Source organism: Mycobacterium sp. DL, assembly GCF_039729195.1.
Lineage (GTDB): Bacteria > Actinomycetota > Actinomycetes > Mycobacteriales > Mycobacteriaceae > Mycobacterium > Mycobacterium hippocampi_A.
This window is the reverse complement of the sequence record NZ_CP155796.1, coordinates 1,346,857-1,368,529: the sequence shown is the minus strand read 5'-3', so window position 1 is coordinate 1,368,529 and position 21,673 is coordinate 1,346,857. Positions and strand designations below refer to the sequence as shown.

Here is a 21,673-nt window from a genome sequence, read left to right as displayed (position 1 = left end):
GCTAGCGCCTACGCCATCGCGTAAGGCCCAGCGCGCCAAGCGCTCCCGCCGCGACGGCAGCCGTCGCCTGCACCGGCCCGAGTCCGGGGCGGGTGACGATCCGGTTCCTGATGACCGCCGGCGCGGGTGCCGGGATGGGCTCTTCGCCCATGTTCTCCGCCGTCGTCGCCGCCCACGCCGTGGCGAACAGGATCAGCCGGGCGGTGATGTAGGCGAACACCATCAACCCGAGAACGGGACCGAACGTCGCACCGGCCGGTCCGGTGACCACCGACTGCAGATAGATCGACGCGACCAGCTTGAAGATCTCGAATGCGACGGCGGCCAGCAGCCCGGCCCGCACCCCGCTGCGGAAACCGACCGGTTCCCGGGGCAGTCGCACGATCACCAGCGTGAACAGCAACCAGGACACCAGCACCGAGACCAGGATCGAGACCCCGCGCAACACCAGGGTCAGTCCGGTGGTGTCGCCGATGCCGAACCAGCCCAGCACGGTGTCCATCACCGATCTGCTGCCCAGGGCCGTCAGCGCCACGGTGGCCACGATGGCCACGAACGCCGAGAGCAACGACAGCAGATCCGACAGCTTGGTCTTGACGAACCCGGCGGGCTCGGCCCGAAACCCACCCCACATCTGGCTGAGTGCCTCACGCAGGTTGGCCATCCAGCCCAGGCCCGCCCACGCCGCGGCCGCCAGCCCGATGACGCCGACGGTGCCGCGCGACTCGATCGCCGACTCCATCAGCTCGACGAGTTGCTCTCCGAGGTCACCGCTGACCGCACCCCTGATCTGGTTCTCCACCTCGGCGAACAAATCCGGTCGGCTGGCCAGGACGAAACCGGCGACGGCGAACCCGACCATCAGAAGCGGGAACAGCGCAAAGATCGTGAAATAGGTGATGCCGGCTGCGTAGAAGTCGCCTTTGCACTCGTTGTAGCGGCCCTGAGCCCGCATCACGTGATCGAACCAGGGCATCCGCGCGCGGAGGCGGTCGAGGATGCCGGGCTTGTCGTCGGAGTCAGTCGAGCTGTCCGGCGCAGTCATCCGACCTCCTGTGGCTAGCGCGGTGCTAGAAACCCTAAACGGTCGTATACCCGCCGCAACGTTTGCCCAGACACCTGTTGCGCCCGGGCCGCTCCGCTGGCCAGCACGCTCTCCAGTTCGGCCGGGTCGGCGAGCAACTCGTCGACCCTCGCCTTGATCGGCGTGACGAACTCCACCACCGCCTCGGCGGTCTCCTTCTTCAGATCGCCGTAGCCGCGGCCCGCATAACCGTCGACGAGCGTGTTGATGTCGGCGCCCGTCACCGCCGACTGGATCGTCAGCAGGTTGGACACCCCCGGCTTGGCCACGGGGTCGAAACGGATGTCGCGGTCGCTGTCGGTCACAGCGGAACGTATCTTCTTGGCCGTCTTGGCCGGGTCGTCGAGCAGACTGATCAGACCGGCGTCGGTGGTCGCCGACTTGCTCATCTTCGCCGTCGGGTCGGCCAGGTCGTAGATCTTGGCGGTCGCCTTCGGGATCATCGCCTCGGGCACCACGAACGTATCGGGAAAACGCGCGTTGACCCGCTGCGCGACGTCGCGGGCCAGCTCGAGATGCTGGCGCTGGTCCTCCCCGACGGGCACCAGTTCGGTGTCGTAGAGCAACACGTCGGCCGCCATCAGCACCGGGTAGGTGAACAACCCGACGGTGGTGGCGTCGGCGCCCTGCTTCTGCGACTTGTCCTTGAACTGCGTCATCCGCGACGCCTGACCGAAACCGGTGAAACAGCCCAGAACCCAAGCCAATTCGGCATGAGCGGGCACGTGGCTCTGGACGAACACCGTGGCCCGCGCGGGATCCACGCCGAGCGCGAGGTACTGCGCGGCGGTCACCAGGGTGCGTCGGCGCAGCGTCTCGGGTTCCTGCGTGACGGTGATCGCATGCAGGTCGACGACGCAGAAGTAGGCGTCGTGGCCCTCCTGCAGTGCGACCCACTGACTGACCGCGCCCAGGGCGTTGCCCAGGTGCAGGGAATCGGAGGTGGGTTGTGCACCGGAGAAGACGACCGGCTGGGTGGTTGAGGTCATGATGTCGTCCAGTTTTCCATGCGCGCGGTCGGATTCAGTCGGGGGCCATCCGGCGAAGTGCGCGAAGGAATACCCGCCGCTCGTCAGGGCTCAACTCGGCCAACCATCGCTCCTCGCCGCGCTGAATCTCCGACTGTGCCGCGTCCTTGACCTCGCGACCACTTTCGGTGATCTCCAGGAGCCGCACACGGCGGTCGTCCGGGTCGGCATACCGGTTGATGTAACCACGGTCCTGCAGTTCGTCGAGTGTGGGGATGATCCGGGTCTTGTCGGCATTGATGGCCTCCGCCAGCGCCGCCTGTGTGCGGATCGCGCCGCGGTCGAGCGCCGACAGCACGACGTATCCCCACATCGTCAGGCCGTGCGCCGCGAGCACAGGCCCCTCGGCAGCCAGCAATTCCCGCAACAGAGGGGCGAGCATCGCCGCCAGATCCGGACGCCGCGGTGTCGTGGCCATCCGCAGAGCGTAAGCATTGCATGATTATATGCACTTGCCTATCATCTACATATGCCTACTTTTGGTGACCAGCACCGCACCGCCGTACACGCCTCCATCGACGTCGTCGCCTCGGTCTCACCCGGGGACCTCGGCCTCGCCACGCCGTGCGCTGGATGGACCCTCGCCGACCTGCTGACGCACATGACCGCCCAGCACCACGGGTTCGCTGCGGCGGCACGCGGTCACGGCGCGAATCCGGCTGTCTGGCAGACCGAACCGTTTACGGCGGCCATCGCCACGGACCCGGCGGGCACTTACGCCGCCGCAGCCCACGACGCGCTCTCGGCGTTCGCGGCCGCTGGTCTCGACGACGCACTCTTCGCGCTGCCCGAGTTCGGCCGCGACGTCAGCCTCCCCGGAAGGATCGCGATGGGCTTTCACTTCGTGGACTATGTGGTGCACGGCTGGGACGTCGCGGCGACGATCCGCTCACCGTTCACGTTGCCCACCGATGTCGTCGCCGCCGTACTGCCGATCGTGATGGCAGTTCCCGACGGCGAATTCCGCAACGCAACCGGCGCCCCGTTCGCCCGGTCGCTGGAACACAGTGACGATGGGGACGACTTCGCCGGCATCCTGCGTCACCTCGGCCGAAATCCGTCCTGGGCTCGGACTTCGGCATAGCGCGTCCCGAAACCGATTCGGTGGGTAGCATTCCCGCGATCGTGTGCGCCACGACTCGGGGGTTTATGTGCGGCACTTGTCGACGATCGTCGTCCTGTTGATGGCGGCCGTGTTCGGTGCCGGAATCGCGCGCGGCGCACCGCAACCCCCGGGCCACGCGGTGGTCATCGTGTCCGGTGGGGCGGCGGTCAGCCCGTTCACGACGCCGCGGCAGGCGTGCGCGTCTGGCCTGGCCGCCGGCAACACCGACACGGCGCTGCGCCAACACCTGCTCGATGCCGGCTACGCGGTGTACACCTCACCCGCGATGGCCGGGCGCGGGCCGGTGACCGATCAGGTGGGGTTCGGCGCCTTCGGCGACTGCCCGATCACGTTGCCGGAGAACATGACCGTGGACTCCACCGGCTCGATCGACCTCGCCGGCGAGCACCTCGCCCGGTTCTTGACCTACCTGCGCGACACCCGCGGGGTGGAGGTCGTCGACGTCGTCGGCCATTCGATGGGCGGGCTGTATTCGCGGGCGGCGTTCCGGGTGCTCCAAGGACTGGGCTCACCGGTGCGGCTCCGGTCACTGACCACCCTCGGCACCCCCTGGCAGGGTAGCCACCTGTCCGATTACGCCAACGACCTGCGCCCGCTGTCTGACTGCGCCGGTGACGCATTCTGCGAGCAGGCAGCCGTGGATTTCAAGGCCGAGGTGTTGCGGCTGCAGACCGGTTCCGGGCGCGAGGTCAACCAGGGATACCTGATGGGACCGCAGGGCTGGAACGAGTACCAGGCCGGCGTGCTCGATCAGATCCCCGTCGTGCTGATCGGCGGGGCCCGCTTCACCCGGCCGGCACCGGTGAACCCGATGACCTGGCCCAATGACGGCCTGGTGTCGCGCCACAGCGCTCTGGCCACCGATGTGAGCGACCGGGTGCTTCCACACCGCCGCTGCGCGGTCTTCGACGACACCCACAGCATCTTCGTCTCCGACGCGAACGGACTGCCCTGGGAGACGGCGCTCACCTGGGATCCGCGGGTGTTCGAGGTGGTCCGCGGCGCGATCGAAGGTGCCGACGGGGCACTGCAGACCCCGAATCGTCTCGGCTGCTGAGCGCAAATCACGCGTAGTCGACCGTCACCGGGCAGTGGTCGGACCAGCGCAGCGCGTAGGCCGCCGGACGTTCGGTGTGCACCGACGCCACGCGTGCCGCCAGATCGGGAGTCGCCAGCTGGTAGTCGATGCGCCAGCCGGCGTCGTTGTCGAACGCCTTGCCCCGCCACGACCACCAGGCATAGGGGCCGGCCACGCCGGGATGTGCTTCGCGAACCACGTCCACCCAGCCGGTGGCCAGCAGATCGGTCAGCCACTGGCGCTCCTGGGGCAGGAATCCCGCCTTCTTGATGTTGCCGCGCCAGTTCTTGATGTCGTTCTCGGTGTGGGCGATGTTCCAGTCGCCACACAGCACCGACGGGCGGCCCGAGTCCAGCAGCACCGCCATCCGGTCGGCGACCGCGGCCATGAACCGCTCCTTCTCCAACTGCCGCTCGGTCTCCGCCTCGCCCGTCGGGAAATACACGCTGGCTACCGTGAGGCCGGCGGTATCGACCTCGACATACCGGCCGTGCGACGCGAATTCCTCTGCACCACAACCGATCCTGACCTCATCGAACGGGGTTCGCGACAGCACGGCCACCCCGTTGCGCCCCCTGACGTGGGGCGCCGCCGACGCCAGGTGCCACCCGTCGGCCAGTACCGGGGCCACCGCGTCGGCCAGTTGCTCGTCGTCGGCGCGGACCTCCTGCAGGCACACCACGTCGGCTGAGGTCTCCTTGAACCACGGCAGCATGCCGAGGTTCTCCGGGGACCGCTGCTTGACCGACGCACGGATGCCGTTGACGTTGATGGTGCTGACGATCACGGTCCAGCACTCTAACGGGCATTCTTGCGGTACCGGCGGTATCACCTTAATCTCGGGCCATGGCACCACGAGAGCCGATCCATACCGGGTCCGGCGAACCGATCCTGATGTTGCATCCATTCCTGTGCTCGCAGAACGTCTGGCGCACGGTGGCCGGCCAGCTCGCCGACACCGGCCGCTACGAGGTCTTCGCGCCCACGATGCTGGGCCACCACGGCGGGCACCGCTCGCCGACCTGGCTACTGCACACCGACATGCTGGTCGACGACGTCGAGCGGCGGATGGACCAGCTGGGCTGGGAGACCGCCCACATCGTCGGAAACTCGCTGGGCGGCTGGGTCGCCTTCGAACTCGAACGCCGCGGACGCGCCCGCACGGTGACGGCGATCGCCCCGGCCGGCGGCTGGTCGCAGCACTCGGCGACGAAGTACGAGACCGTGCTGAAGTTCATCCTGGGCGGCCCGGCGCTGATCGCCGCGCGACTGCTCGGCCCGCGCATCCTCACCCTGCCGTTCGCCCGGCGGATCGCGACCCTGCCGGTCAGCGGTCCGGCCGACGGCCCGCCCGACGCCGACCTGCACGCCCTGATCGACGACGCCACACATTGCAGCGCCTACCTGCAGCTTCTCGTCAAAACGTTGCGCATGCCCGGGCTGCTGGAGCTGGCCAACCTGGGCGCGCCGACACAATTGGTGGTGTGTGAGAAGGACCGGGTGTTCCCGGCGCCGCGAGGTCACCGCTACTTCATCAACCACATGCCGGCCGACACCCAGGTGATCGAGTTCGACGGCGTCGGCCACATCCCGATGCTGGAAGCGCCGGGACGGGTGACCGAGGTGATCGCCGACTTCGTCGATCAGCACACCACCCCTCAGGAGAAGGCGATCGGGTAACGCCCACTAGCACCTTCTGAGCACCGTGCGATATTCTTCGTTTCGGTCATGAGCGCCAGCGTCAAGCCCCGGCTTGCTGGCCGGCAACCCTCCAACCGCGGTGGGGTGCCCCGGGTGATGACCAGGTTGAGCAGCCACTCACGGCTGCAAGGCAAGCGCGGGTCCGCTATGAAACGGGCCCCCTGAGTAGACGGGGAAACCTGATGGCGAGGTCGGTAATGCGCTGTTGTCGGTGATCACCGCGCATTCACTCACCCCCCACCAGGCGCCCTTTCATGAGGAGAACATCGATGAGCACCGACACGGACGACCCCACCGCCAACTGGTCTTTCGAGACCAAGCAGGTCCATGCCGGGCAGACGCCCGACATCGCCACCAACGCGCGCGCCCTGCCGATCTACCAGACCACCAGCTACACGTTCAACAGCACCGATCACGCGGCGGCACTGTTCGGCCTGGCCGAACCCGGCAACATCTACACCCGCATCATGAACCCGACGACGGACACCGTCGAGCAGCGCATCGCCGCGCTGGAAGGTGGTGTCGCAGCACTGTTCCTGGCCTCCGGCCAAGCTGCCGAGCACTTCGCGATCCTGAACCTGGCCAACGCGGGCGATCACATCGTGTCCAGCCCGCGGCTCTACGGCGGCACCTACAATCTCTTCCACTACACGCTGCCCAAGATGGGCATCGAGGTCAGCTTCGTGGCCGACCCCGACGATCTGGATTCGTGGCGCGCGGCCGTGCGCCCGAACACCAAGGCGTTCTTCGGCGAGACGATCTCCAACCCCCAGATCGACATCCTCGACATCCCCAACGTCGCCGCCGTCGCGCATGAGAACGGGGTGCCGCTGATCGTCGACAACACGATCGCGACGCCGTACCTGATCCAGCCGCTCGCCCACGGCGCCGACATCGTCGTGCACTCGGCCACCAAGTACCTCGGCGGCCACGGATCGGCCATCGCGGGGGTGATCGTCGACGGCGGCACCTTCGACTGGACCAACGGCCGCTTCCCCGGGTTCACCACTCCCGACCCGAGCTACCACGGAGTGGTGTTCGCCGAACTCGGCCCGCCGGCGTTCGCCTTGAAGGCGCGCGTGCAACTGCTGCGTGATCTGGGGAGTGCCGCCTCACCGTTCAACGCATTCCTGATCGCGCAGGGCCTGGAGACGCTGAGCCTGCGTATCGAACGGCATGTCTCCAACGCGCTGCAGGTCGCCGAGTACCTCGCCGGCCACGACGACGTGGTGTCGGTGAACTACGCCGGCCTGTCCACCTCGCCGTGGTACGAGCTGGGAAAGAGATTGGCGCCCAAGGGAACCGGGGCGGTCCTGGCGTTCGAGCTGGCCGGTGGCATCGAGGCCGGCAAGGCATTCGTCAACGCGCTGACGCTGCACAGCCACGTCGCCAACATCGGCGACGTGCGGTCGCTGGTGATTCATCCGGCGTCGACGACACACGCCCAGTTGTCCGCCGAGGAACAACTCGCGACCGGCGTCACACCGGGACTGGTACGACTCGCGGTCGGCATCGAGGGCATCGCCGACATCCTCGCCGACCTCGATCAGGGTTTCGCCGCGGCGAAACCGTTCCGCGCCGCCGACACCGCCGATCCCCACGCCGTGGCGTCGTCCTGAGGAGGGAGACGTGACAATCATCGACGTGAGGACCGCCCCCGACGAGCGCATGGCACTGCCCCCCGAGGGTGAGGTCGGCGTCGTGGACATCGGATCCCTGAAGCTCGAGAACGGACAGGTCATCGACGACGTCTCGATCGCGGTGCAGCGATGGGGCGAGTTGTCGCCCAACCGCGACAACGTCGTCGTCGTGCTGCACGCGCTGACCGGTGACTCCCACGTCACCGGGGTGGCCGGGGAGCAGCACCCCACACCGGGATGGTGGGACGGGGTTGCCGGTCCCGGCGCACCGATCGACACCGACCGGTGGTGTGCGATCTCGACCAACGTCCTGGGCGGATGCCGGGGCTCGACCGGGCCGAGCTCGCCGGGTCCGGACGGAAAAGCCTGGGGCTCAAGATTTCCCATGACCTCCGTGCGGGATCAGGTGGCTGCCGACGTGGCCGCGCTGGCCGCCCTGGGCATCACTGAGGTCGCCGCGGTGATCGGCGGTTCGATGGGCGGGGCCCGGGCGCTGGAGTGGATGGTCACCCATCCCGGCAGCGTGCGAGCAGGTTTGGTGCTGGCAGTGGGCGCGCGCGCCACCGCCGACCAGGTCGGTACCCAGTCCACCCAGGTGGCGGCGATCAAGGCCGATCCGCACTGGCACGGCGGTGACTACTACGGCACCGGGCAGTCCCCTGACGCCGGCATGGAGATCGCCAGACGCTTTGCGCACCTGACCTATCGGGGCGAGGTCGAGTTGGACGACCGGTTCGGCAACGACCCGCAGGCCGATGAGGACCCGGCCACAGGCGGTCGCTATTCGGTGCAGAGCTACCTGGAACATCAGGGCCGAAAACTGTTGGCGCGCTTCGACGCCGGCACCTACGTCGCGCTCACCGATGCGTTGTCCAGCCATGACGTGGGACGCGACCGCGGCGGGGTGCAGGCCGCTCTGCGGGGCTGCCCGGTGCCGGCAGTAGTCGGCGGCATCACCTCCGACCGGCTCTACCCGCTGCGACTGCAGCAGGAGCTGGCCGAACTGCTGCCCGGGTGCGACGGCCTCGACATCGTCGACTCCCCGTACGGCCACGACGGCTTCCTGCTGGAGACCGACGCGGTCGGCAAGCTGATCCGCCGGACGCTGGAGCTGGCCTCGCGGTGACCGGAACCCCCGAACAGCGTTCGCTGTCGTTCGGTGCAGAAGCCGCCGCCTACGAGCGCGGACGCCCGTCCTACCCACCCGAGGCGATCAACTGGTTGCTGCCCGGCGACGGTGCCCGCGACGTTCTCGACCTCGGGGCCGGAACCGGCAAGCTGACCACCCGCCTCGTGGAGCGCGGGCTCGACGTCATCGCCGTCGACCCCATCCCGGAGATGCTCGAGCTGTTGCGCACCGCCCTGCCCGACACTCCGGCGCTCCTGGGCACCGCCGAGGAGATTCCGTTGCCCGACAACAGCGTCGACGCGGTGCTGGTGGCGCAGGCATGGCACTGGTTCGACCCCGAGCGGGCGATCAAGGAGGTGACCCGGGTGCTGCGCCCCGGCGGCCGCCTCGGGCTGGTGTGGAACAACCGCGACGAAAGGTCGGGGTGGGTCAAGGATCTGGGCCGCATCGTCGGCCACGAGGTCGATCCGTTCACCCAGACGGTCGACCTGCCGGCACCGTTCACCGACGTCGAACGCAACCAGGTCGAGTGGACCAGCTACCTGACGCCGCAGGCGCTGATCGACCTGGTGGCCTCGCGCAGCTACTGCATCACTTCACCGGAGCAGGTGCGGACCCGAACGCTCGACCGCGTCCGCGAACTGCTGAGCACCCACCCGGCGTTGGCGAACGCCAGTGGCCTGGCGCTCCCCTACGTCACGGTGTGCATCCGCGCGACTCTGAACTGAGACGCCCCTAGGCGGCCCGACCACCTGCCTGCCGCAGCGCGGTGCGCAGACCTCGCCGGGTACCCGACGACGACTCGACCGGGCGGACGTCGTCACCGAACATCCGCTCGGAATGTGTCTCGGGTGCGTCGTCGGGGGTCGCTCGCAGCACGCGGTCGGGCAGCGCCAGCTTGAGGATCGTCCAGAACGACTGCCAGTACTGACGCGCCAGCGGACCCGTCGTGTAGGGCAGGTCGTACTTCTCGCACAGCGCCTTCACCCGCACGCTGATCTCGGCGTACCGGTTGCTCGGCAGATCCGGGAACAGGTGGTGCTCGATCTGATAGCAGAGGTTGCCGCTCATGAACGCCATGATCGGTCCCGCATTGAAGTTCGCCGAACCGAGCATCTGGCGCAGGTACCACTCACCCTGCGTCTCGTTCTCGAACTCCTCGACGGTGAACTTCTCGGCGCCGTCGGGGAAATGCCCGCAGAAGATCACGGCATACGACCAGTAGTTCCGGATCAGGTTGGCCACGACGTTCGCCTTCAGCGTGTGTTTCCAGTTCTTTCCGGCGAGCGCTGGGAAGACGATGTAGTCCTTGCCCACCTGCTTACCGACTTTCGTGCCGACGGTGCGCAGATCGCGGCGCGCTTCGGCCCAGGTCTTCTCGCCGGCGCGGACCTTGCCCACGTCGACGTGGTGCACCGCGACACCCCACTCGAACAGGGTGCCCAGGAGCAGGTTGTACACCGGGTTGCCGAGCATCCACGGCTGCCACGGTTGGTCGCGGGTGACGCGCATGATGTTGTAGCCCACGTCGCTGTCCAACCCGACCACGTTGGTGTACTTGTGGTGCACGAAGTTGTGCGAGTGCTTCCAGTGCGCGCTCGGACAGGTGGTGTCCCACTCCCATTCGGTGGAGTGGATCTCGGGATCGTTCATCCAGTCCCACTGACCGTGGGTGATGTTGTGGCCCAACTCCATGTTCTCGATGATCTTGGCCGACGCCAGCATCGCGGTGCCCGCCACCCGCGCGATCCGGCTGCTGCTCGCGAACAGCGCCGCCCGGCCGCCCACCGCAAGCGCGCGCTGCAACTGGATGGAGCGCCGGATGTAGCGGGCGTCGCGCTCGCCGCGGGACTCCTCGACCTCGGCGCGGATGGCGTCGAGTTCGGCGGCGATGTTGTCGACGTCCTCGGTGGTCAGGTGTGTATAGGCCTTGATATCGGTGATCGCCATGGTTTCCCTTTCAGACTTTGATGGTGCAGTTGCCGGATGCGGTCGAGATGCAGGTCTGTATTCGGTCGCCGGCGCCGTGCTCCTGGCCGGACCTGACGTCGCGCACGTTGCCCTCCTCCAGCGGCAGCACACACGTCTGGCAGATGCCCATCCGGCAGCCGAAGGGCATCTGGATTCCGACCTGTTCACCCGCCTGCAGGATCGACGTCGCCCCGTCGATCTCGACGGTCTTGTCGGAGATCGCGAACCGGACGGTGCCGCCCTCCCCGCCCTTGTCGGTGGAGGCGATGTCGAACCTCTCCATGTGCAGAGAGTCCTCGACGCCGTGCTGCTCCCAGGTCTTCTCGACGGCGTCGAGCATCGCGGCGGGCCCGCACGCCCATGCCGAACGCTCCCGCCAGTCGGCGACGATGTCGTCGAGTTTCGCGAAGTCGAGCTTGCCGTCCCGTTCGGTGATCTGCAGGTGCAGTCGGTAGCCGTCCTGCTCGCTCTCCAACTTCCGGAGTTCGTCGTGGAAGATCACCGCGTCGGCAGAGGGCGCCGAGTGCACGTGCACGATGTCGGGCCGGTCTCCGCGTGCCCGCAGCGACCGCAGCATCGCCATGAGCGGGGTGATGCCGCTGCCGGCGCTGATGAACAGCAGCGACGGCGGGGGCGGATCGGGAAGTGCAAAATCACCTTTGGGGGCAGCCAGCCGGACGATGGTCCCCGGCTCGACCCCGTTGACGAGGTGGGTCGACAGGAACCCCTCGGGAGTGGCCTTGACGGTGATCGAGATGTTCTCGTCATCCAGATCCGCCACCGAGGTCAGCGAGTAGGACCGCCAGTGCCAGCGACCGTTCAGCCGCAGTCCGATGCCGACGTACTGGCCTGCCCGATAGTCGGCGGCGAACCCCCAGCCGGGCCGGATGACAACCGTCGCGGTGTCCTCGGTCTCGGATCGCACCTCGACGATCTCACCGCGCAGTTCCCTGGCCGACCACAGCGGATTCAGCAACGACAGGTAATCGTCGGGCAGCAGGGGCGTGGTAGCCCGCGCAGCCAGACCGCGCACCATGTTCACCCAGGGCCCCGTGGGGGCGGACACCTCACGCGCGGGCTTTTTACTCCAGCGCGCCAGGGTTTTCAACGCCGACACCATCCATCGCCTCTCGCTCGTCGATGCCGGGCCATCTCTGTGACTGCCATCACAAGCCCGCTGCGCGCACCGATTACCCTACTTGCGAGTAGCTAAACCACAACCCTCGGCGATCTGGGGTGGGCTCAGCCGTGGCCGAGCATGGCGAGCGTCAACCGGACGCTGTCGGCGATGGCGCCGTCGAGGGGCCCGGCATCCTCGCGGTCCTGAAGTGATCGGGTCAGCACCGCGGCGACGACCCGCTGGCCATCCGGTCCGATCAGTAACCCGGCGTCGTTTGTCGACCCGTACGCCCCGGCACCAGTCTTGTCGGCACTGGTCCATCCCGCGGGTAGCGCGGCTCGGAATCGCTTGTTCGAGGTCTCGGTCGCGCGCATCCACTTTTCGAGCATCTCGCGTCCGGACGCACGCAGTGCACTTCCCGCCAGAAGCTCGCGATAGCCGCCACACAGCGCCTGCGGAGTGGTGGTGTCGCGAAGGTCGCCAGGATGGGCCGAGTTCAGATCGGTTTCCCACCGATCGAGCCGGCTGTCGCGATCGCCGATGGTGCGTGCGAATGCGGTGATCTCGGACGGGCCACCGATGGCCCGAAGCAGCAGATTGCCCGCTGCGTTGTCACTTCGGGTCAGAGCAGCCTCGCACAGTTCGCGGAGTGTCATCTCACCGCCGACCCGAAAGCTGGTGACCGGCGAGTTGGCGACGATGTCGGCGGCGACCACAGGCACAACCGCATCCAGGGTGAGTTTGCCTTGATCAACCATCTGCAGCACGCGTGCGGCCGCGTAGGCCTTGAAGGTCGAACACATGGCGAAGCGCTCGGCCGGGCGGTTGGCGACCTCCGCGCCGCTGGAGAGGTCGACGGCGAACAGGCCGATCCGGGCACCATGTCGGTGCTCGAGTGTCGATACGGCACCGATGTCGAGGAGTAGCGGGTCGGCAGCCGCGCGACCGCACGCCGTCAGCGCGCCCAGCGCAAGGAGTCCGGTGAGCGCTCGGCGCCTGTTGAATTCGATGGTCACGGTGTGAACAAACCATCCCGGGGTGGTTCTCGGCCAAGTCGCACGAGGCGAACCGCTGATCGCCGACGCGAATAACTGCAGCTAGAAGGCCATCAATGCGGGGCCCGACTGGTTGCAGACACTAGCCGCAGCTGACCGGCGCAATCGTGTTGGATGGACGACGTGGACCTTCTCAGACACCTGCGGTACTTCGTCGAGGTCGCGGAGAATCGGCATTTCGGCCGCGCCGCGGCCAGTCTCGGGGTTACGCAGCCGCCGGTCTCGCAAGGCTTGCGCCGACTCGAGAAGCACCTCGGTCTGAAGCTGATCGAGCGGACGGCCGACGGCGCGATGGTGACTGCCGAAGGCGCGGCTCTGCTGCCCCGCGCCCGCCTGATCGTCGATGACTCGACGAGGTTGCTCGACGACGCGCAGCACCTCTTCGGTGTGCTGCAACGGCTGCGATGGGGGGTCATCCCGCAACTCGACGACGAGCTCGTCGCACGCTGCACCTACGCGCTGCGCCGCAGCTCGACTCCGGCCGATGCGTCCTTGTCGACAGTGACTAACGGCACCTCGCAGTTGCTGTCGGACGTCCGCCGGGGAGCGCTGCATCTTGCGGTGATTCAGCACCCCGCGCTGGTCGAAGGCGTCATCGCGGGCCCGGTGATCACACTCGGGCGCAGCGTCGTCGTACCGGCCGGACACCGCACCGCGACAGCGCGATCGCCGCGCGCCCAGATGCTCGACGGCTTGGATTTCGCCACGCCACCACGGGAGGACAATCCAGCTGGTCACGACCTGATGATCGACAGTCTCCGACGCCGCGGCCTCGATCCGGCCATCCAGGCCGCATCCACCCATCGAGAGGTCGGGGCGGCGGTGGCGTCGGGGCGGTGCTTCGGTCTCGCGACCAGCACTGCGCCTGTGCTCTCCGGAACGGTTCACCGGCGAATGCTGGTCGACGACGCCGCCCTGCGCGTGCGCATCGTCACCGCGCCCGGACTCAGCGTCGACGAGCTGCTGTACGCGCTCGACCGAGAACTTCTGCGCACCAACTGATGACAGCGGCCGAGATCAGCGCGGTGTTCATCGACGCAGGCTGTCGCGGATGGTTGCGTGCCCAGTACATCGGTCGGGCCGGGCTTGCCGTCGATCACCACGGCGCCGCTCCGGTGGTTGCCGCCTCCGTCTACAAGGTGCTCGTGTTGATCGCCGCGGCGCGGGCTTTCGACTCTGGAGAGATCGATCCACATGCGGTGGTGCGCATCGTGCCCGGCGACTGCACACCCGGCCCCACCGGGATCAGCCTTTTCAGCGATCCGGTGGCGTTATCGTGGCTCGACGTCGCCCGGATGATGATCACCCTGTCAGACAATGCAGCAGCCGACGTACTGTTGGCTGCGGTCGGGATGGACAGCGTGAATCGGGTCATCGCCGACCTCGGACTGATGAGCACCCGGGTGGTCGGCGGAACGGCGGCGCTCCAGCGCCAAGTCATCCACGACACGGGCGCGTTGACACTGTCTGAAGCCGTCGGACTGCTGGCCAGCAACAACTCGGTCACCGACAGCGAAGCCTTCGACCCCGCCTATACGACCGCCACCAGTGCCGCGGACATGAACGCGGTGCTGACCGGCATCTGGACCGACAGCGTCGCCGATGCCGACAGCTGCGCTCAGATGAGAGAAATTCTCGCTCAACAGATCTGGCCACACCGCATCAGGTCGGCCTTCCCGTTTGCGGACGTCACCGTGGCGGGCAAGACCGGCACGATCGGCCCGATCCGCAACGAGGTTGCCGTCGTCGCCTTCCCCGGGGAGGACCCCATCGCCGTGTCCGTCTTCACTCGATCAGCACGATCCGACGTGTACCTGCCACTCGTCGATCACGCGATTGGGCGTGCCGCGCACCTTGCGGTCACGGCGCTTCGAGCAGCCGCGGACTGAGGCGCGAGGCGCTAGCTGGTGCCGAGCGGATCGATCGTCCAGGCGATGTAGAGCATCGCCGCGCTGACCGACGCGGTGGTGAGGAAGTCGACCGTTCGGGTGCGCACCGCGAGCAGCCCGGCCCGTTCATCGGAGAGCGTCAACCGCAACCCGGCCGCGACACCGACGCCGACGGCCATCACCGCTGCGCCACGACGCCAGTAACCCATGGCCACCAGGACGAAGGCCGCCACCAGGATCAGGCTCACCACCAGGATCGGCCACTGCCCGGCGAAGACCCTGCGGCCGAACTCCCTGAGGGTCACACGTCACGACCGCTCGGCGCGCTCAACCACGTTCGTCAGCAGGAACGCCCGCGTCAACGGGCCGACGCCGCCCGGGTTCGGTGAGACATGGCCGGCCACGTCCCAGACGTCGGGGTGCACGTCGCCGACGAGCTTGCCTGCGTCGTCGCGACTCACCCCGACGTCGACGACCGCCGCGCCGGGACGCACCATCTCCGCGGTCACCATGTGCGGCACCCCCGCCGCGGCCACGATGATGTCGGCTTCGAGGGTGATCTGGGGCAGGTGGCGGGTCGCGGTGTGGCACAACGTGACGGTGGCGTTCTCCGAACGCCGGGTCAGCAGCAGACCGAGGGGGCGACCGACGGTGACGCCGCGGCCGATCACCGCAACGTGGGCCCCCGCGATCTCGACCTCGTAGCGCCGCAGCAGGTGCACGATGCCCCGCGGTGTACACGGCAGCGGCGCCGGCTCGTTGAGCACCAGCTTGCCCAGGTTCATCGGGTGCAGCCCGTCGGCGTCCTTGTCCGGGTCGACACGTTCGAGGGCCGCGTTCTCGTTCAGATGCTTGGGCAGCGGCAACTGGACGATGTAGCCGGTGCACTCGGGGTTGGCGTTGAGCTCGTCGAGGATCTCCTCGAGGGCGGCCTGACTGATGTCGGCGGGCAGGTCACGGCGGATCGAGTTGATGCCGACCTTGGCGCAGTCGGAGTGCTTGCCGCGGACGTAGGCCTGTGATCCGGGATCGTCGCCGACCAGCACCGTGCCGAGTCCCGGAGTACGCCCGGCCTCGGTCAGTCGCGCAACGCGCTCCTTGAGGTCGACGAAGATCTCGTCGCGCGTGGCCTTACCGTCCAAAGTGATCGCACCCACGGCAGTCATTCTGTCAGGCCGCGATTTCTTCGCCGATCGCGATCTCCGCAACCCCGACGTGGCAAGCTCCGTAGACATGACAGTGCCGCACGATGTGTTCACCCCGGCGAAGCTCGGTCCGCTGACGCTGCGCAACCGGATCATCAAGGCTGCGACGTTCGAGGCGTCGACGCCGGATGCACTGGTCACCGAGGATCTGATCACCTACCACCGTCTTCCCGCGGCCGGTGGCGTGGGGATGACCACGGTCGCCTACTGTGCCGTGGCCCCCGGCGGCCGCACCGACGGCTGGCAGCTGTGGATGCGCCCAGAGGCGGTACCGGGGCTGCGGCGGCTCACCGACGCCATCCACGCCGAGGGCGCGGCGATCAGCGCGCAGATCGGTCACGCCGGTCCGGTCGCCAACGCGCGCACCAACCAGGCGAAGGCACTGGCTCCGGTCCGTTTCTTCAACCCGCTGTCGATGCGGTTCGCCAAGAAGGCCAGCCGCGACGACATCCGCGACGTGACGGAGGCCCACGCCGAGGCCGCCCGACTGGCGATCGCGTCCGGCTTCGACGCCGTCGAGATCCATCTGGGGCACAATTACCTGGCCAGCGCATTCCTGAGCCCGATGATCAACCGGCGCGACGACGAGTTCGGCGGCTCGCTGTACAACCGCGCCAAGGTTGCCCGCGGAGTGGTGCAGGCAGTCAGAAGCGCGGTCGGTGATCAGATCGCGGTGACCGCGAAGCTGAACATGTCCGACGGCGTGCGGGGCGGCATCCCGATCGAGGAGTCGCTGCAGACGGCCAAGTGGCTGGAGGAAGACGGCGGTTTGGACGCGTTGGAGCTGACGGCCGGCAGTTCCCTGCTCAACCCGATGTTCCTGTTCCGTGGCGGCGCCCCGGTCAAGGAATTCGCCGGGGCCTTCAAACCCCCGCTGTCCTGGGGCATCCGGATGACGGGCAGGAAGTTCATTCGCGAGTACCCGTACCAGGAGGCCTACCTGATGAGGGATGCGAAGAGGTTCCGCGCCGAGTTGACGATGCCGCTGATCCTGCTCGGTGGTATCACCAACCGCGAGACCATGGACCTGGCGATGGCCGAGGGCTTCGACTTCGTCGCGATGGGGCGTGCGTTACTGGCCGAACCGGATCTGCTGAACCGTATTCAGGCCGACAGCAGCGTGAAGTCGATCTGCGACCACTGCAACCTGTGCATGCCCACGATCTACAGCCACACCTACTGCGTGCGCACGGGGTCGCCGTCACCAGTCAGCTCGGGGCGATGAGGGCCCGCGCGCAGTCGGCGACGATCGCGTCGGCGCTGACCGGGATGGCCTGACCGGCCCGCAGGTGGCGCCGCACGATCGCATAGGGCACGTCGATCAGCGCGGCACCGACCCTGCCCGCATCGTCGGGTATCTCGGCGAGCACCTTACGGAGCTTGCGCTGCAAGCGTTTCCGCCGGCCGGTGAGGGGCTCGGGCCAGTCGGACATCCCGAGAGCGTCGGGACCGGCGAGCAGCACCTGGGCCTCGACGGGGTGCTCCCGGCACCACGCCACGATGCGCAGCGCGCCGGCCACGCAGCGCTGCTGAGCGTCGTCGGAGGTGGAGAGCGCCTCGACGAACACCGCCTGGAACCTCTCCTCGGTGCGCACCCACAACTCGCCGCACAGCGCCGCCCTCGTCGGAAATCGGTGGTACACCGATCCACTCGGCGCGCCGGTGCTGCGGGCGACCGCCGACATCGTCACCGCCGCAGGTCCTTCGGCGGCCAGGAGTTCGGCGGCTGCGTCGAGCAACACGTCGACGGTGTATCGGGCGGGCCGCGGCATTGCTCCACCCTAAAATAGAGGTTACCCTCTAAAAGGAGAGGAGCCGTCATGACCACCCCCACCGAAGTCGCCCAACGCTTCTACCGAGCCCTCGCCGAGGGCGACGGCCAAGCCCTATTCGACTTGCTCACAGACGATTTCGAAGGAGTTGTCAGCAAGGGCATGCCGCACGGCGTCGGAGGCGAGCACCACGGGCGTGTCGCGATGATCTCCGCCGTATGGGGCCGCATCGATTCGGTGTACGACGTCGAGGTGGAACCCGCGGAGTTCCTCCCCACCGGCGACCGCGTCGTCGTCCTGGGTGCGTACCGGGGTTCCGCGCGCGCCGGAGACACCGCCGTCGACGCCGCGTTCGCCCACATCATCACCGTCAAGAACAACCAGATAACAGCGCTGCATCAGATCACGGACACCGTCAGGTGGACCATCCCCGCCTGAGGTCTTACCGATACAGTTGGTCGCGATGTCTAATGTCGCCGCCGGAGCGGCTCCGTGAGCCGACCAGCAACACCTGCGCTGACCGTTCGGTACGACGGATCCCCCCGCACCTTTTCAGCAGGCAATGACGTTGTCGTCGGCCGCGATCTACGCGCCGACGTCCGCATTGCCCACCCGTTGATCTCCCGCGCCCACCTGGTGCTGCGGTTCGATCAGGGCCGGTGGATCGCGATCGACAACGGCAGCCTCAACGGGATGTACCTCAACGGCCGACGGGTACCCGCCGCCGACATCACCGACGGCCAGCAGATCCATGTGGGCAACCCGGACGGGCCGCTGCTGACCTTCGAGGTCGGCCGCCATCAGGGATCGGCGGGTTCGCCACCGCCGACGGCCGCGGTCCCGGTTGCAGGCCGCTCCAGCGCGACGTGGCCCAGCCAACCACCGCCCCCGACAGGACGGCCACCTGCGCAGCGGCCGCGGCCCGGATACCCGACCGGACCCGGTGGCTATCCGCCCAGCACGCCGCCGCCGTCACGGCCCGCGCCGATGCCTGTGCCGCAGCCGATGTCCGCACCGGGGCTGGAGTCGGCCACGGTGATGGGACCGGCGGCTGCGCCACGCTCCAGCGACGGCAACCTCGCGACCAGCATGCTCAAGATCCTGCGACCGGGCCGCCCCGCGGAGGTCCCCGCGGGGTCGATCAAGATCGGCCGCGCGAGCGACAACAACATCGTCATCCCGGACGTGCTCGCCTCCCGGCACCATGCCACGTTGATCCCGGGTCCGTCCGGAACCGAGATCCGCGACAACCGCAGCATCAACGGCACCTTCGTCAACGGCTCCCGCGTCGACTCCGCGATGCTGACCGACGGTGACACCGTCACCATCGGCAACGTCGACCTCGTCTTCCGAGACGGCACCCTGGTGCGCCGCACCGAGACCGCCGCCGACACCGCCACCGGCGGCCTCGACGTACACGGCGTGACGTGGACCATCGAGGGCAACAAGACGCTGCTGGAGAACATCTCGATCTCGGCGCGGCCGGGAACGCTGACCGCGATCATCGGCCCGTCCGGTGCCGGCAAGTCGACCTTCGCCCGGCTCGTCGCCGGCTACACCCACCCGACGACCGGCCAGGTGTCGTTCGAGGGCCATGACGTGCACGCCGAGTACGCCTCGCTGCGCTCCCGGATCGGCATGGTGCCCCAGGACGACGTGGTGCACGGTCAGCTGACGGTCAGGCAGGCCTTGATGTACGCCGCCGAGCTGCGGCTGCCGCCCGACACCACCAAGGTCGACCGTGAGCAGGTCGTCAACGAGGTGCTCGAAGAACTCGAGATGACCAAGCACCTCGACACCAGGGTCGACAAGCTCTCCGGCGGGCAACGAAAGCGCGCCTCGGTCGCCCTCGAGCTGCTGACCGGCCCGTCGCTGCTCATACTCGACGAGCCGACCTCCGGCCTGGACCCCGCCCTGGACCGCCAGGTGATGACGATGCTGCGCCAGTTGGCCGATGCCGGCCGCGTGGTGCTCGTCGTCACCCACTCGTTGACCTACCTCGATGTGTGCGACCAGGTGCTGTTGCTCGCACCGGGCGGAAAGACCGCGTTCTACGGGCCGCCCAGTCAGATCGGCCCTTCGATGGGCACCACCAACTGGGCCGACATCTTCAGCGGCGTCGCCGGCGACCCGGAAGCCGCAGCGCAGCGCTACCTCGACCAGCACGGGCCACCGCCGCCACAGCCGGCAGCCCTCACTCCCTCCGAACTCGGCAACCCGACCCGCACGAGCGTGCGACGACAGTTGTCCACCATCGCGCGACGCCAGATTCGGCTGGTGATCTCCGACCGGGGCTACTTCGCGTTCCTGATGATGCTGCCGTTCATCATGGGGATCCTGTCGCTGTCGGTGCCCGGCGACGTCGGGTTCGGCATGCCGGTGACCGCGCTGGAGGGCGGCGAGGCCCCCAACGAACCGGGACAGATCCTGGTGATGCTCAATGTCGGCGCGATCTTCATGGGGACCGCCCTGACCATCCGGGCGTTGATCGGCGAGCGCGCCATCTTCCGCCGCGAGCAGGCCGTGGGCCTGTCGACGTCGGCCTACCTGATGGCGAAGGTGGTGGTGTTCACCGCGTTCGCCGTCGTGCAGGCTGCGATCGTCACCTCGATCGCCATCCTGGGCAAAGGCTGGGGGCCGGGATCGGTCGAGAGCGGCGCCGTGATCGGCAACCGCAGCCTGGAGATGTTCGTCGACATCGCGATGACCTGTGTGGCCGCGGCGATGGTCGGCCTGGCGCTCTCGGCGCTGGCCAAATCGGCCGAGCAGATCATGCCGTTGCTCGTCGTGGCGATCATGAGTCAGCTGGTGTTCTCCGGCGGCATGATCCCGGTGACCGACCGCCTCGTGCTGGACCAGATGTCGTGGGTGACACCGGCGCGTTGGGGCTTTGCGGCCTCAGCGTCGACGATCGACCTGATCCGGCTGGTCCCGGGACCGCTGACTCCGAAGGACCGGCACTGGGAGCACACCTCGGGCGCCTGGCTGTTCGACATGGCGATGCTGGTGGCGATCAGCGTGTTCTACCTCGGCTTCGTGCGCTGGCGGATCAGGCTCAAAGCCGCCTGACCCCCGATTCCCGCCCGAGTGTGCGGAAATCGAGAAACGCCATTCAGCGGGCGTCAATTTCCGTACTCTCGGCGCAGGGGTGGGGGGATTTGTCATGGAGCAGTCTGTGTCCGATGTCGACGTGTCGACACGCGCCAGAGCCTTGGATGCCGCGCTCGGCGAGCTGCAACTGTGGGGGGTGGACCGGTTCAGCTTCGAAGGCGTCGCCCACCGATCCCATCTGAGCCCCGACTACGTGCACAAGATGTGGACCAGTGAACGCGAGCTGATCCTCGAAGCGCTCCGCAGCTACACCACGAAGATGTTCTCACTGCCCGACACCGGGTCCCTTCACGGCGACCTCACCGAATTGGCGATGAACCTGGGCGATTACCTCAACGAACCTGTGGCGCGCAGGATCGCGCGCATGTTCGTCGTCGACAGCAAGTCGATGGTGGTGGACGCGGACACCAGAATGCAGTTCTGGGAGATACGGCAGAAAGTCATCGAAGAGGTGCTCGAGCGGGCTGCGGGACGCGGCGAGGTGCGCGGCGACGTCAAACCGGTATTCGTCATGCATCTGTTGACCTCGCCGCTGAACGCCGTCGCGTTGTACACCGACCAACCGTTGGAACCCGGCTTCTGCCGCATGATCGCCCGCATGGTGACGCGCGCGATCAGCGTCACCTAGCTGTCGAGAATCTTCTTCACGGCGCGCTTCTGAGGGCGACCCCGCGTGATGCTCCGACCATCTGAATGACAAGCGACCTCAGATGAACGTTGCCAGATTGATACTATGCGATACAGTTCAGGGCCACCCGCGCATT

General features: G+C 67.6%; 22 protein-coding genes and 1 riboswitch. Of the genes, 12 read left to right on the top strand and 10 right to left on the bottom strand.

What is annotated here, in order from left to right:
- Position 1: 1 nt before the first annotated feature.
- From yhjD to ABDC78_RS06655, 3 genes are read right to left on the bottom strand one after another with little or no spacing between them, the layout of a single operon-like run.
- Complete coding sequence (gene yhjD / locus ABDC78_RS06665; RefSeq protein ID WP_178358940.1) at positions 2-1,045, bottom strand: inner membrane protein YhjD; 1,044 nt, start codon at positions 1,043-1,045, stop codon at positions 2-4.
- 14 nt (positions 1,046-1,059) lie between these two features.
- Entirely contained in the window at positions 1,060-2,073 is a 1,014-nt protein-coding gene (gene trpS, locus ABDC78_RS06660; RefSeq protein ID WP_178358939.1) for a tryptophan--tRNA ligase, read from the bottom strand.
- A 34-nt stretch (positions 2,074-2,107) separates the two neighbouring features.
- Positions 2,108-2,530 carry a MarR family transcriptional regulator gene (locus ABDC78_RS06655; protein WP_178358938.1) on the bottom strand — a complete coding sequence of 141 codons (423 nt, stop codon included), beginning with the start codon at positions 2,528-2,530 and terminating at the stop codon, positions 2,108-2,110.
- Positions 2,531-2,581: 51 nt separating this feature from the next.
- On the opposite strand from ABDC78_RS06655, the gene ABDC78_RS06650 reads away from it, so the two are divergent.
- Positions 2,582-3,196: a TIGR03086 family metal-binding protein gene (locus ABDC78_RS06650; protein WP_178358937.1), complete on the top strand. Its 615-nt coding sequence runs from the start codon at positions 2,582-2,584 to the stop codon at positions 3,194-3,196.
- A gap of 67 nt (positions 3,197-3,263) precedes the next feature.
- Positions 3,264-4,295, top strand: a complete 1,032-nt coding sequence (locus tag ABDC78_RS06645; RefSeq protein WP_178358997.1) for a hypothetical protein — start codon at positions 3,264-3,266, stop codon at positions 4,293-4,295.
- Positions 4,296-4,302: 7 nt separating this feature from the next.
- Here ABDC78_RS06645 and ABDC78_RS06640 read toward each other — a convergent pair whose 3' ends face one another.
- Positions 4,303-5,103 carry an exodeoxyribonuclease III gene (locus ABDC78_RS06640; protein WP_178358936.1) on the bottom strand — a complete coding sequence of 267 codons (801 nt, stop codon included), beginning with the start codon at positions 5,101-5,103 and terminating at the stop codon, positions 4,303-4,305.
- Positions 5,104-5,162: 59 nt separating this feature from the next.
- Here ABDC78_RS06640 and ABDC78_RS06635 point away from each other — a divergent pair, with 59 nt between their 5' ends.
- The 4 genes from ABDC78_RS06635 (at position 5,163) to ABDC78_RS06620 (ending at position 9,514) form a co-directional block, all read left to right on the top strand.
- Positions 5,163-5,996, top strand: a complete 834-nt coding sequence (locus ABDC78_RS06635) for an alpha/beta hydrolase (protein ID WP_178358935.1) — start codon at positions 5,163-5,165, stop codon at positions 5,994-5,996.
- 44 nt (positions 5,997-6,040) lie between these two features.
- A riboswitch (SAM riboswitch) is annotated at positions 6,041-6,160 on the top strand.
- 111 nt (positions 6,161-6,271) lie between these two features.
- A complete protein-coding gene (locus tag ABDC78_RS06630; protein ID WP_347133347.1) occupies positions 6,272-7,636 on the top strand; it encodes a bifunctional o-acetylhomoserine/o-acetylserine sulfhydrylase in 1,365 nt (454 codons plus the stop codon).
- A 49-nt stretch (positions 7,637-7,685) separates the two neighbouring features.
- Positions 7,686-8,783 (top strand): homoserine O-acetyltransferase, encoded by a 1,098-nt coding sequence (locus ABDC78_RS06625; RefSeq protein WP_218620747.1) that lies wholly within the window; start codon positions 7,686-7,688, stop codon positions 8,781-8,783.
- Complete coding sequence (locus ABDC78_RS06620) at positions 8,780-9,514, top strand: class I SAM-dependent methyltransferase (RefSeq protein WP_178358932.1); 735 nt, start codon at positions 8,780-8,782, stop codon at positions 9,512-9,514. Before ABDC78_RS06625 ends, ABDC78_RS06620 begins: the two co-directional genes overlap by 4 nt.
- Before the next feature lie 7 nt (positions 9,515-9,521).
- On the opposite strand, the gene ABDC78_RS06615 is transcribed toward ABDC78_RS06620, so the two are convergent.
- From ABDC78_RS06615 to bla, 3 genes are all read right to left on the bottom strand, one after another.
- Positions 9,522-10,736: a fatty acid desaturase gene (locus ABDC78_RS06615; protein ID WP_178358931.1), complete on the bottom strand. Its 1,215-nt coding sequence runs from the start codon at positions 10,734-10,736 to the stop codon at positions 9,522-9,524.
- Positions 10,737-10,746: 10 nt separating this feature from the next.
- Positions 10,747-11,877, bottom strand: coding sequence for a ferredoxin reductase (locus tag ABDC78_RS06610; RefSeq protein ID WP_178358930.1), 1,131 nt, complete (start codon positions 11,875-11,877; stop codon positions 10,747-10,749).
- A gap of 122 nt (positions 11,878-11,999) precedes the next feature.
- Positions 12,000-12,893, bottom strand: a complete 894-nt coding sequence (gene bla, locus ABDC78_RS06605) for a class A beta-lactamase (protein WP_178358929.1) — start codon at positions 12,891-12,893, stop codon at positions 12,000-12,002.
- A 153-nt stretch (positions 12,894-13,046) separates the two neighbouring features.
- Between bla and ABDC78_RS06600 the strand changes: the two genes are divergently transcribed.
- Positions 13,047-13,934: a LysR family transcriptional regulator gene (locus ABDC78_RS06600; protein WP_178358928.1), complete on the top strand. Its 888-nt coding sequence runs from the start codon at positions 13,047-13,049 to the stop codon at positions 13,932-13,934.
- Positions 13,934-14,821, top strand: coding sequence for a serine hydrolase (locus ABDC78_RS06595; RefSeq protein WP_178358927.1), 888 nt, complete (start codon positions 13,934-13,936; stop codon positions 14,819-14,821). Before ABDC78_RS06600 ends, ABDC78_RS06595 begins: the two co-directional genes overlap by 1 nt.
- Before the next feature lie 11 nt (positions 14,822-14,832).
- Here the strand turns inward: ABDC78_RS06595 and ABDC78_RS06590 are convergent, their stop codons facing one another.
- Together ABDC78_RS06590 and ABDC78_RS06585 are read right to left on the bottom strand one after the other, a co-directional pair.
- Complete coding sequence (locus tag ABDC78_RS06590; protein WP_178358926.1) at positions 14,833-15,126, bottom strand: DUF3017 domain-containing protein; 294 nt, start codon at positions 15,124-15,126, stop codon at positions 14,833-14,835.
- Between the two features lie 3 nt (positions 15,127-15,129).
- Positions 15,130-15,978, bottom strand: coding sequence for a bifunctional methylenetetrahydrofolate dehydrogenase/methenyltetrahydrofolate cyclohydrolase (locus ABDC78_RS06585; RefSeq protein WP_178358925.1), 849 nt, complete (start codon positions 15,976-15,978; stop codon positions 15,130-15,132).
- Positions 15,979-16,054: 76 nt separating this feature from the next.
- On the opposite strand from ABDC78_RS06585, the gene ABDC78_RS06580 reads away from it, so the two are divergent.
- The gene (locus ABDC78_RS06580) at positions 16,055-17,251 is read left to right on the top strand and encodes an NADH:flavin oxidoreductase (RefSeq protein WP_178358924.1); all 1,197 of its coding nucleotides are present in this window, start codon (positions 16,055-16,057) and stop codon (positions 17,249-17,251) included.
- On the opposite strand, the gene ABDC78_RS06575 is transcribed toward ABDC78_RS06580, so the two are convergent.
- Positions 17,235-17,798: a TetR/AcrR family transcriptional regulator gene (locus tag ABDC78_RS06575; RefSeq protein ID WP_178358923.1), complete on the bottom strand. Its 564-nt coding sequence runs from the start codon at positions 17,796-17,798 to the stop codon at positions 17,235-17,237. The genes ABDC78_RS06580 and ABDC78_RS06575 overlap by 17 nt on opposite strands.
- Positions 17,799-17,846: 48 nt before the next feature.
- On the opposite strand from ABDC78_RS06575, the gene ABDC78_RS06570 reads away from it, so the two are divergent.
- From ABDC78_RS06570 to ABDC78_RS06560, 3 genes are all read left to right on the top strand, one after another.
- Entirely contained in the window at positions 17,847-18,236 is a 390-nt protein-coding gene (locus ABDC78_RS06570; protein ID WP_178358922.1) for a nuclear transport factor 2 family protein, read from the top strand.
- Between the two features lie 54 nt (positions 18,237-18,290).
- Complete coding sequence (locus tag ABDC78_RS06565) at positions 18,291-20,867, top strand: FHA domain-containing protein (protein ID WP_178358921.1); 2,577 nt, start codon at positions 18,291-18,293, stop codon at positions 20,865-20,867.
- Between the two features lie 94 nt (positions 20,868-20,961).
- Positions 20,962-21,537, top strand: a complete 576-nt coding sequence (locus ABDC78_RS06560) for a TetR-like C-terminal domain-containing protein (RefSeq protein WP_218620696.1) — start codon at positions 20,962-20,964, stop codon at positions 21,535-21,537.
- Positions 21,538-21,673: the final 136 nt, after the last annotated feature.